At 42.0% G+C, this 11,219-nt stretch carries 9 protein-coding genes; 1 reads left to right on the top strand and 8 read right to left on the bottom strand.

From position 1 onward, the window contains the following. Positions 1-35: 35 nt before the first annotated feature. The 8 genes from rpoB to QZ106_RS04000 all read right to left on the bottom strand — a co-directional run bounded on the left by rpoB (position 36) and on the right by QZ106_RS04000 (position 8,759). Positions 36-4,064 carry a DNA-directed RNA polymerase subunit beta gene (gene rpoB, locus QZ106_RS04035; protein WP_295974577.1) on the bottom strand — a complete coding sequence of 1,343 codons (4,029 nt, stop codon included), beginning with the start codon at positions 4,062-4,064 and terminating at the stop codon, positions 36-38. Between the two features lie 268 nt (positions 4,065-4,332). After that, complete coding sequence (gene rplL, locus QZ106_RS04030) at positions 4,333-4,704, bottom strand: 50S ribosomal protein L7/L12 (protein WP_005702046.1); 372 nt, start codon at positions 4,702-4,704, stop codon at positions 4,333-4,335. A gap of 51 nt (positions 4,705-4,755) precedes the next feature. After that, positions 4,756-5,247: a 50S ribosomal protein L10 gene (gene rplJ / locus QZ106_RS04025; protein WP_021616062.1), complete on the bottom strand. Its 492-nt coding sequence runs from the start codon at positions 5,245-5,247 to the stop codon at positions 4,756-4,758. Between the two features lie 355 nt (positions 5,248-5,602). Next, positions 5,603-6,292 (bottom strand): 50S ribosomal protein L1, encoded by a 690-nt coding sequence (rplA, locus tag QZ106_RS04020; RefSeq protein ID WP_290521274.1) that lies wholly within the window; start codon positions 6,290-6,292, stop codon positions 5,603-5,605. 4 nt (positions 6,293-6,296) lie between these two features. Then, a complete protein-coding gene (rplK, locus tag QZ106_RS04015; protein ID WP_005630840.1) occupies positions 6,297-6,725 on the bottom strand; it encodes a 50S ribosomal protein L11 in 429 nt (142 codons plus the stop codon). Positions 6,726-6,892: 167 nt separating this feature from the next. Further along, positions 6,893-7,444 (bottom strand): transcription termination/antitermination protein NusG, encoded by a 552-nt coding sequence (gene nusG / locus QZ106_RS04010; RefSeq protein ID WP_209363700.1) that lies wholly within the window; start codon positions 7,442-7,444, stop codon positions 6,893-6,895. 1 nt (position 7,445) lies between these two features. Further along, positions 7,446-7,856, bottom strand: a complete 411-nt coding sequence (gene secE / locus QZ106_RS04005) for a preprotein translocase subunit SecE (protein ID WP_295974544.1) — start codon at positions 7,854-7,856, stop codon at positions 7,446-7,448. Positions 7,857-8,000: 144 nt separating this feature from the next. After that, positions 8,001-8,759, bottom strand: a complete 759-nt coding sequence (locus tag QZ106_RS04000) for a 7-cyano-7-deazaguanine/7-aminomethyl-7-deazaguanine transporter (RefSeq protein ID WP_295974542.1) — start codon at positions 8,757-8,759, stop codon at positions 8,001-8,003. Between the two features lie 187 nt (positions 8,760-8,946). On the opposite strand from QZ106_RS04000, the gene QZ106_RS03995 reads away from it, so the two are divergent. Next, positions 8,947-11,031, top strand: coding sequence for a TonB-dependent receptor (locus QZ106_RS03995; protein WP_295974539.1), 2,085 nt, complete (start codon positions 8,947-8,949; stop codon positions 11,029-11,031). Positions 11,032-11,219: the final 188 nt, after the last annotated feature.

Genomic DNA, 11,219 nt, shown 5'->3' with positions numbered 1-11,219 from the left:
CCGCACTTGGGCTCAATAGGGGTCAATACCCTGACTTATTCTTCGTCCAAGTCGATGTTGATACCAAGTGAACGGATTTCTTTCATAATTACGTTGAAAGATTCCGGTGTGCCCGGATCCATTTGTTGGTTGCCGCTGACGATGTTTTTATACATCTTCGTACGACCGTTCACATCATCAGATTTCACAGTTAACATTTCTTGTAAGGTATAAGCCGCACCATAAGCTTCAAGTGCCCATACCTCCATCTCACCGAAACGTTGACCACCGAATTGCGCCTTACCACCCAACGGTTGTTGAGTAACAAGACTATAAGAACCGGTTGAACGCGCGTGCATTTTGTCATCAACCAAGTGGTTCAATTTGAGCATATACATGTAACCTACCGTTACCGGACGCTCGAATTTCTCACCTGTGCGACCATCATAAAGGGTAATTTGACCGGAAGTCGGTAAACCACCAAGCTCTAATAAGCCTTTAATTTCTTTTTCATGGGCACCATCAAATACCGGTGTCGCAATCGGCAAACCTTTACGCAAGTTTTGTGCTAAACGCATCACTTCTTCATCAGTAAAGGTGCTGAGATCCACTTTTTGTGAACCGCCACCAAGGTCATAGGCTTTCTGCATGTATTCACGCAATTTCGCGATAGATTGTTGCTGTTTAATCATCGCGTTAATTTGATCACCGATACCTTTTGCCGCCAAACCTAAGTGAGTTTCTAAGATTTGACCGATATTCATACGGGACGGAACGCCCAGCGGGTTCAATACGATTTCAACAGGTTGACCGTTTTCATCGTATGGCATGTCTTCCACAGGGTTAATTTTTGAGATAACCCCTTTGTTACCATGACGACCCGCCATTTTATCACCCGGTTGAATTTGACGTTTCACCGCTAAGTACACTTTAACGACTTTCAACACGCCCGGTGCTAAATCGTCACCTTGGATAATCTTGTTGCGTTGAACTTCTAATTTACGTTCAAATTCTTTGCGTAATTCTTCGTGTTGTTCCGCTAACTGCTCTAATTGGTGTTGTTTTTCCTCATTATCTAAGGTTTGTTCCAACCATTTAGTGCGGTCTAATTTATCTAAGGATTTCGCATCGAAACCACCGGATAACAATAGGTTGCGGACACGCATAAACAAGCCGGCTTCCAAGATCTCAAACTCTTCGCTCAAGTCTTTTTTCGCTTGTTTTAATTGCATTTCTTCGATTTCTAACGCACGTTTGTCTTTTTCTACGCCATCACGGGTAAACACTTGTACGTCAATAACGGTACCGGAAACGCTGTTTGGTACGCGTAAAGAAGAGTCTTTCACATCAGATGCTTTTTCACCGAAGATCGCGCGTAATAATTTTTCTTCCGGGGTTAATTGAGTTTCACCTTTTGGTGTCACTTTACCGACCAGAATATCGCCGCCCTTCACTTCTGCACCGATATACACGATACCGGATTCATCCAATTTGCTTAATGCAGCTTCACCAACGTTAGGAATATCTGCAGTAATTTCTTCTGCACCTAATTTGGTATCACGTGCCACGCAAGAAAGCTCTTGAATGTGAATGGTAGTGAAACGATCTTGTTGTACCACACGTTCGGAAACTAACATGGAGTCTTCGAAGTTATAACCGTTCCACGGCATGAACGCTACACGAATATTTTGACCGAGCGCCAACTCACCTAAATCGGTAGAAGGACCATCCGCCAAAATTTCACCACGCTCAACCGGCTCACCTAATTCCACACAAGGAATTTGGTTGATACAGGTATTTTGGTTAGAACGGGTATATTTGATTAAGTTATAAATATCAATACCGGCTTCGCCCGCAACGGTTTCGTCTTCATTGACTTTCACCACAATACGGGAAGCGTCCACGTATTGAATCGTACCACCGCGTTTTGCAACAACCGCAACACCGGAGTCAAGCGCTACCGCTTTCTCAATACCGGTACCGACTAACGGTTTGTCTGCACGCAAGGTTGGAACCGCTTGACGTTGCATGTTCGCACCCATCAAGGCACGGTTCGCATCGTCATGCTCTAAGAACGGAATCAAAGCTGCCGCCACAGAAACCACTTGCTGGGTAGAAACGTCCATATAGTGAATTTCTTCAGGTTTATAAAGACCTGATTCACCATGTTCACCACGACAGGTAACAAACGCATCGGTAAAGCGGAACTCATCATCAAGATTTGAGTTCGCCTGTGCAATAACGTATTTACCTTCTTCAATCGCAGAAAGGTATTCGATTTCTTCAGTCACTTGGCCATTGACGACTTTACGATATGGTGTTTCTAAGAAACCGTAGTCGTTGGTACGTGCATAAACGGAAAGCGAGTTAATCAAACCGATGTTCGGACCTTCAGGGGTTTCAATCGGACACACACGACCATAGTGGGTAGCATGTACGTCACGCACTTCAAAGCCGGCACGTTCACGAGTTAAACCGCCCGGACCTAATGCAGAAATACGACGTTTGTGTGTGACTTCTGATAACGGGTTGTTTTGGTCCATAAATTGGGATAATTGAGATGAACCAAAGAATTCTTTCACTGCAGCAGAAATCGGTTTCGCATTAATTAAATCTTGTGGTGTAACCGCTTCCAGGTCACCTAAAGACAAGCGCTCTTTCACCGCGCGCTCAACACGCACTAAGCCAATACGGAATTGGTTTTCTGCCATTTCACCCACTGAACGAATACGACGGTTACCCAAGTGGTCGATATCATCCACTTCACCACGACCGTTACGAATTTCGATCAATTTCTTCATGACATTAACGATATCTTCGTTACTTAATGTGCCACTACCGGTAGTTTCTTCAATGCCTAAAGAGCGGTTGAATTTCATACGGCCTACCGCAGATAAATCATAACGGTCGGAAGAGAAGAATAAATTATCAAATAACGCTTCAGCCGCTTCTTTTGTCGGTGGCTCGCCTGGACGCATCATGCGATAGATTTCGACTAGCGCACTCAAACGGTCATAAGAAGGGTCAACACGTAAGGTTTCGGAAATATACGGACCATAATCAAGATCATTCGTAAACAAAGTCTCAATTTGTGTATAACCGGCTTGTGCCAATTTAGCCAATAACTCAAGGGAAAGCTCCATATTGGCAGGGCAAACCAATTCACCGGTTTCAAGATCCACATAATCTTTTGCTGCAACTTTGCCAACAATATACTCAGTCGGCACTTCAACTTGGCTAACGTTGTCTTTTTCTAAAGTTTTAATATGACGTGCAGTGATGCGACGACCACGTTCAACATACACTTTGCCATTAGCTTCAATATCAAATGCTGCCGTTTCACCACGTAAACGTTCAGGCATTAGATTCATCAGTAATTTATTATCTTTAATTTCGAAGACAACTTTATCAAAGAAAAGATCTAGGATTTGTTCAGTGGTGTAACCTAGCGCACGCAAGATAATGGTTGCCGGTAATTTACGACGACGGTCAATACGCGCATATAAGTTATCTTTTGGATCAAATTCAAAATCCAACCATGAACCACGGTAAGGAATAATACGTGCGTTATATAGCACTTTACCTGAAGAGTGCGTTTTACCTTTGTCACTATCAAAGAATACACCCGGACTACGGTGTAATTGAGACACGATAACACGTTCAGTACCGTTAATCACAAAAGTACCGTTATCGGTCATTAAGGGGATTTCCCCCATGTAAACTTCTTGTTCTTTAATATCTTTGATCGTACCCGGTGCAGCGTCTTTGTCATAACTTACTAAGCGTAATTTCACGCGTAATGGTGCTGCATAGGTGGTGCCACGGATTTGACATTCACGCACATCAAATACCGGCTCGCCTAATTGATAGCTAACATATTGTAATTCGGTATTTCCATTGGTACTGACAATAGGGAATACTGAACGGAAAGCGGCCTCTAAGCCTTGCTGACCATCCGGATCTCGTTGAATAAATTTCTCAAAAGAATCAAGCTGGATTGTTAATAAATAAGGAATATTTAAAACTTGCGGACGTTTGCCGAAGTCTTTACGAATTCGTTTTTTCTCGGTATAGGAGTAAACCATAGGGTTCCTCTGTTTGCTGTTCAGTGACCCACAATCAACACACAATAATTTGGGCAAAAATTGGTGATAACATATTAGATACCGTTTTAGATGACCGCACTATGAACCTTACTTCTTGAGTGGGTGACTCAAATTAAAATGCTGAATTTAATCTGAGGAAACAAAAGTAATTAAACGGCAAATTTACTTCTGTTTTTGATAGCACAAAATGGCTGATGGTCACCCACCAGCCATTTAGCCTGAGAAACAGGACAAAATAAAATCAAAATTATTTGATTTCTACTTTCGCGCCAGCTTCTTCTAATTCTTTCTTAAGTGCTTCTGCTTCTGCTTTAGCGATGCCTTCTTTCAATACAGCAGGTGCAGATTCAACTAAGTCTTTAGCTTCTTTCAAGCCTAAACCGGTTGCACCACGTACTGCTTTGATTACTGCTACTTTGTTAGCACCCGCTTCAGCAAGAACTACGTCGAATTCAGTTTTTTCTTCTGCTGCCGCTGCTGCACCACCTGCTGGCGCTGCTGCTACTGCTGCCGCTGCTGAAACACCGAATTTTTCTTCCATCGCTGTGATTAATTCAACGATTTCAGTTACAGATTTAGAAGCAATCGCTTCAATGATTTGTTCGTTAGTTAATGACATAACAATCAATTCCTAAAGTAAATAAAGTTAATTGGATGAAGAAACGCTTGATTAAGCCGCTTCTTGTAATTTGTCGCGTAATGCCGCAAGAGTGCGAACAAGTTTGCCTGCCGCAGCTTCTTTCATTGTGCCCATTAAACGTGCAATTGCTTCGTCGTAAGTCGGTAATGTTGCTAAGAATTCAACATCTTGGATCTTACCTTCAAAGGCTGCACCTTTAAGTTCAAACTTATCGTTTGCTTTTGCAAATTCTTTGAACAAACGTGCTGCAGCACCTGGATGTTCAGTAGAGAATGCGATAAGTGTTGGACCGGTGAATGTGTCTTTCAAACATTCGAATTCAGTACCTTCTACCGCACGACGTAATAAAGTATTACGAACAACGCGCATAGAAACACCGGCTTCGCGTGCAGATTTACGCAATTCGGTCATTTTGTCTACTGTTACACCACGGGAATCCGCGATCACAGCAGAAAGGGCACCTTTGGCTGCTTCATTTACTTCGGCAACAATTGCTTGTTTGTCTTGAAGATTTAATGCCATTGGCTGTTAGCTCCTGAATACACTCCGATTGCTCGGAATTTAAATACCTAATAAAACGACTATTAGGATGAATTCGGTGCACAGAAGCAAGAAAATTCTTATTCTGTTCACCATCTACGTAGGATAATTAAGATTGCTCCCCTACGGTCTTGGACGGGGCTTGAATGAGGTCAAGCACCAACCAGAAATACTAAACCGCAAATAAACTACGGTCTAAAAAGGTCAAAGATTATAACGGTCGAAATATCGTTTGTAAATGCTTGATGACAAAAAATCACCACTCAACAATGATAAACACCGGAAAAAATAACCGCACTCACAAAAGTGCGGTCATATTTCATCGTATTTCTACGGATTACAGTGAAGCTTGATCGATAGCTACACCGGCACCCATTGTCGTAGAAAGACTGACTTTCTTAATGAAGATACCTTTAGAAGTTGCAGGTTTTGCTTTAGTTAAAGCGGCTAACAACGCTTGAAGGTTTTCTTTTAATTGCGCTTCAGAGAAGTTTGCTTTACCGATAGTGGTGTGAATGATACCGTTTTTATCATTACGGTAGCGAACCTGACCGGATTTCGCATTTTTAACAGCATCCGCAACGTTTGGTGTCACAGTACCCACTTTCGGGTTTGGCATTAAACCACGTGGACCTAATACTTGACCTAATTGACCAACAACACGCATTGCATCAGGAGAAGCGATAACAACATCAAAGTTCATTTCGCCTTTCTTAACTTGCTCTGCTAAGTCTTCCATACCGACTAAATCAGCACCTGCTGCTTTAGCTGCTTCTGCGTTTGCACCTTGGGTGAACACAGCAACACGAACTTCACGACCAGTACCGTGTGGTAATACAGTTGCACCACGTACGTTTTGGTCAGATTTACGAGGGTCGATACCCAAGTTTACTGCAACATCAACACTTTCAACGAATTTAGCTGTTGCGAATTGTTTTAATAACGCGATAGCTTCGTTGATTTCATATGCTTTAGTAGAATCTACGCCAGCTTTGATTGCTTTCATTTTTTTAGTCAATTTAGCCATCGTATTATTCCTCCACCACTAAGCCCATTGAGCGAGCAGTACCAGCAATTGATTTCATTTTGGTTTCAATAGTCGCACCAGTCATATCCGCTGCTTTCGTTTCAGCGATTTGACGAACTTGATCTAAAGTGACTTTACCCACTTTATCTTTGTTTGGTTTACCAGAACCAGATTTGATACCTGCTGCTTTTTTCAATAAAACTGCTGCCGGTGGGGTTTTTGTAACGAACGTAAATGAACGGTCTGCATAGACAGTAATAACAACCGGAATTGGTAAACCTTTTTCTAAGCTTTCAGTACGAGCGTTGAATGCTTTACAGAATTCCATGATGTTCACACCTTGTTGACCTAATGCCGGACCAACTGGTGGTGATGGGTTTGCCATACCTGCTGCAACTTGCAACTTAACGTAGGCTTGGACTTTTTTTGCCATTTTAGTTTCCTCTAAATGGGTAATAACGCTATTACTAGCTCCCCTGTTGATAAAAAGGGTTGCATTCTAATCAAAGGCAACCGGTTTTTCAAGTAAAATACTTGAGAAAGTCACCGCACTTTATCCTAGTTGATTTAAAGTGCGGTCAAATTTTTGAACATTTTTAACTAGCTATTCTTTTCCACTTGACCAAATTCAAGCTCAACCGGTGTCGCACGGCCAAAGATAGATACAGAGACTTTCAAGCGGCCTTTTTCGTAGTCGATTTCTTCGACTGTACCGTTGAAATCCATAAATGGTCCTTCGGTGACGCGGACTTCCTCGCCCGGTTGGAAAGTCGTTCTTGGTTTTGGTTTATCGCTATTTTGCTCTAAGCGATTTAGAATAATATCCGCTTCGCGATTGCTAATTGGTGCCGGTTTATCCGGTGTACCACCAATGAAACCCATCACACGTGGCACGCTACGCACCAAGTGCCAAGTATCATCGTTCATTTCCATTTGTACTAACACATAGCCCGGGAAATATTTACGTTCACTTTTGCGACGTTTACCGGCGACATTTTCAACGACTTCTTCTGTCGGCACTAACACTTCACCGAATTGATCTTCCATATTGTGAAGTTTGATGTATTCACGCAATGTGGTCGCAACACGCGCTTCAAAACCGGAGAAGGCCTGTAACACATACCAACGTTTTTTACTTGCGGTTTCGGTCATTTTAGAATCTCCAGTCAGTTAAGAAGGTAATGATGCTAACGATGATTGAATCCAAGCCCCAAAGGATTAAAGACACAAACACAGTTACACCCACAACAATAAAAGTGGTCTGCGTTGCTTCCGGGCGGCTTGGCCAAACAATGCGACGTAATTCAGTGCGAGCATCTTGGAAGAAACCAAGGGCTTTTCGTCCTTGGTTAGTCATTGCAGCTATCCCTAAAGCAATCAGTAGCAATACAACAACAGCAACAACACGGATCGGCGTGGAATATTGATCTTCGAAATAAATATTACCGAAAGCTGTTGCAGCAATGATCACAACTGTCAACAACCATAAAAAAGTATTTAATCCTTTAGACTTTTCTTCAGGAGCCTCAGGCGTATGTTTCTTTTTTTCTATGTCTAATGCCATAAATTTAATCCATCGTAATAACGTAAAATAAGGAATCTTGTTGATAAGGCGCGAAATTATAACAACTAATTCCTCAGTTAGCTATAAAAAGTTCCCACTGCAAAACAAGAGATGGCAATACAAGAACATCGCTCGGCAAAGTAATTAGCACTGATCAGAGGCGCAAGAGATGGTCTTTTTTGTATTAAGCGCATCCTCATTGCTACCCATTGCATCTATCAACGATTGCATTTTGCGTAAAATCATATTGAGAACAATGCCATAGGCCGGTACGAATAATAGAACACCAATAAAGAGTTTGAATAAATAATCGACAAAACCGATTTCGACCCAGTGTTCCGCCATAAATGGATCGCTGCTGGCATAGAAGGCAATGGCGAAGAACAAATAAGTATCTGCCATCGAGCCGAATACCATGGAGCTAGTCGGTGCAATCCACCACGTTTTCAGTTGACGGAGTCGGTTAAAGACCACAACATCCAGCAACTGCCCAAAGACATAAGCACAGAAACTGGCTACCGCAATACGAAAGACGAAGACGTTAAATTCACTTAACGCAGAGAATCCTTGATATTGGCTTTCTGAAAAGAGTGTAGAAACTAAATAACTGATAATTAACGCAGGAATCATGACAATAAAAATAATCCAACGCGCTTCTTTTGCACCAAATACCCGCACGGTCAAATCGGTTGCTAAGAAGATAAATGGGAACGTGAGTGATCCCCATGTGCTGTGAAACATGAAATCTTCCTGTGCACCAAACAGGGTTAATGGCACATGAATTTCAAAAGGAATTTGGACTAAGTAGTTGCTGGCAGCAATGATAAAAATATGAAAGAAACTGAGCAGAACAAGCGCTCGACGTTTTTGGCGATCGTTGAAGATCGAAAATGCCTGTGTCATTTTGTGTTACCTTTTTAGTTTAAATTGGGGTTAGGGAACCCAGTGAATATGTGATTCTGCAAAAATTGCAGGGCGCAAATAATACTTCATCAAAAAAATAATTCAACTGAAATATCGCGCACTTCAAAAGGTCAAGATTTTTTTGTATCATGAAGAAGAATCATTCTTAATATAAAAAAGGATCTTTATGAAATCATGCATTAAACTTTCTCCTATTAGTTTAGCTCTTTTTTCTGTTTTCTCGACTCAAACATTCGCAGAGGAAACAAACGCTGAGGCATTAGCACCTATCGTTGTCACCGCCGCCGGCACCTCCCAAGATTTAAAAGATGCGCCTGCCAGCATCAGCATTGTGAATAAAGAACAGCTTAAACAACATCCATCCAATCGTTTGGAAGAAGCGTTACAAGATATTCCGGGCGTAAATGTCAGTGGGAGTAATGTAAATAAATCAGATATTTCTATCCGTGGTTTACCGGCTGATTACACATTAATCATGGTTGATGGTCGTCGTCAAAATACCCGTGAATCCCGCCCAAATGGTAACGGCGGTTTTGAAGGTGCATTTATTCCGCCGGTAAATGCAATTGAGCGCATTGAAGTGGTACGTGGGCCAATGTCATCTCTGTATGGTTCTGACGCGATGGGCGGCGTTGTCAACATTATTACCAAAAATGTTACCAAAGAATGGACAGGATCTGCTTCTGTCGGCTTTACCGCACATGATAAAAGCACTTTTGGTAACGGGCATCATGGTAATTTCTTTGTTTCGGGTCCATTAGTTCAAGATAAGCTAGGGCTGCAAGTTTACGGCGGAGCAGACTATCACCCTGAAGATAATATCATCGGCGGTTCTAATCGTAATAAAAACCGAAATATCAATGCTAAACTTTCCTTTACTCCGACAGATAAACAAACCTTTATCTTAGAAGGCGGTCGCCACTTACTCGAAAAACAAGAAACACCGGGAAAATCCTTAGCGTTAACCACAACTCGTGGTGCCAGTGTTGCACAGAACCAACCGGGAGCTACGCACGCCATCAGAAATCACTGGTCTTTAACCCATCAAGCCGATTGGGATGTGATGACTTCCGAATTGAGCTTATATCAAGAAAAAGCCAAACGTGAAGTAAGCACAAATGGTGTGGTGGACTCTCGTAAACCGGAAATCACAAACACCGTATTTGATGCGAAATTCATGTTACCTGTGGCAAACCATTTCTTCGTATTTGGTGGTCAGCATCAAAATGCCAAATTGGAAGACGATTCCGTTACCAAAGTCAATCGAATGACAAGAACAGTGAATGGAAAAACGCAAACACGCTCAGTGCCTGTTTATAAAAATACGAAAAATAACGTTCACCAGTATGCATTTTTCCTTGAAGATGAAATTAATTTCACCGATAAATTCCTATTAACCCTAGGAACACGCTTGGATCATCACCAGAAGTTTGGTACGCATTGGAACCCAAGAGCCTATGCGGTTTACCATATTGATGATAACTTCAGTGTAAAAGGAGGAATTGCTAAGGCTTTCCGTGCGCCAAGTATTCGTGAATTAAGCGAAAGCTATGTTACTGCGACAGAAGCGGGCGCCGGTGTCATTTACGGTAATCCAAACTTAAAACCTGAAACCAGCGTCAATGAAGAAGTGAGTGTTGTTTACAATCACGATAGCGGTGCCAATGCCACAGTAACCTTGTTTAATACAGAGTTTAAAAACAAACTGACCAGCCATTACACCGGCAATCCGGATCCGCTTACCGGCGCAAAACTTTATAAATACAGCAATGTCGGTCGCGCCAATATTAAAGGCGTTGAAGTGAGTTCCCATATTCCGTTTGACGAACACTGGAACGTAGATTTGTCTTATACATACCAGCATTCAAAACGTAAATCGGATGAAGACATTTCAGCTTCAGGCGTAAGTTTAAGAGGATTGCCATTGGATAACACACCTAAGCATTCCGCTAGCGGAAAACTAAATTGGATCGTAAATGATCGCTTAAGCGCCTATACTCGCGTGGCTTATAAAGGCAAACAAATTTGGGCAAATCCGCGTAATGGCGACAACCGAAATGCCTACCGTACTCGCGGCGGATATACTACGGTGGATTTGGGCACAACCTATAAGGTTAATCCAAATGTCTCTCTTAACTTTGCGGTATTAAATATTGGTAATGAAATTGGTGAACGCGTGGATACCAACGGCGGAAGCTGGACGGTAGAAGATGGTCGTCGTTTCTGGACAAACCTTAATATCACATTCTAATCCAATCACAATAAGGCACATTTGATTTCTAAAATGTGCCTTTATTATAACCAGCCAAAGTCTGGCTATAAAAACCATACACTATGCGTATGGAGCCAAATAGCTTAAGCGATGAACAGAAAAAAATCCTCGCTATATAATGAACAAGACTGACAACCGAAATTCAACATATAGGGCGATTATTTAAC

Origin of the sequence: uncultured Aggregatibacter sp. (assembly GCF_901873365.1) — a bacterium.
Taxonomy (GTDB): Bacteria; Pseudomonadota; Gammaproteobacteria; order Enterobacterales; family Pasteurellaceae; genus Aggregatibacter.
The sequence above is the reverse complement of the archived record's forward strand: the minus strand, read 5'-3'. Positions and strand labels throughout refer to the sequence as shown.

What these genes read in the sequence shown, in the direction of transcription:
- rpoB (WP_295974577.1), bottom strand. Translation starts at nt 4,064, where the DNA reads ATGGTTTACTCCTATACCGAGAAAAAACGAATTCGTAAAGACTTCGGC.
- rplL (WP_005702046.1), bottom strand. Translation starts at nt 4,704, where the DNA reads ATGTCATTAACTAACGAACAAATCATTGAAGCGATTGCTTCTAAATCT.
- rplJ (WP_021616062.1), bottom strand. Translation starts at nt 5,247, where the DNA reads ATGGCATTAAATCTTCAAGACAAACAAGCAATTGTTGCCGAAGTAAAT.
- rplA (WP_290521274.1), bottom strand. Translation starts at nt 6,292, where the DNA reads ATGGCTAAATTGACTAAAAAAATGAAAGCAATCAAAGCTGGCGTAGAT.
- rplK (WP_005630840.1), bottom strand. Translation starts at nt 6,725, where the DNA reads ATGGCAAAAAAAGTCCAAGCCTACGTTAAGTTGCAAGTTGCAGCAGGT.
- nusG (WP_209363700.1), bottom strand. Translation starts at nt 7,444, where the DNA reads ATGACCGAAACCGCAAGTAAAAAACGTTGGTATGTGTTACAGGCCTTC.
- secE (WP_295974544.1), bottom strand. Translation starts at nt 7,856, where the DNA reads ATGGCATTAGACATAGAAAAAAAGAAACATACGCCTGAGGCTCCTGAA.
- QZ106_RS04000 (WP_295974542.1), bottom strand. Translation starts at nt 8,759, where the DNA reads ATGACACAGGCATTTTCGATCTTCAACGATCGCCAAAAACGTCGAGCG.
- QZ106_RS03995 (WP_295974539.1), top strand. Translation starts at nt 8,947, where the DNA reads ATGAAATCATGCATTAAACTTTCTCCTATTAGTTTAGCTCTTTTTTCT.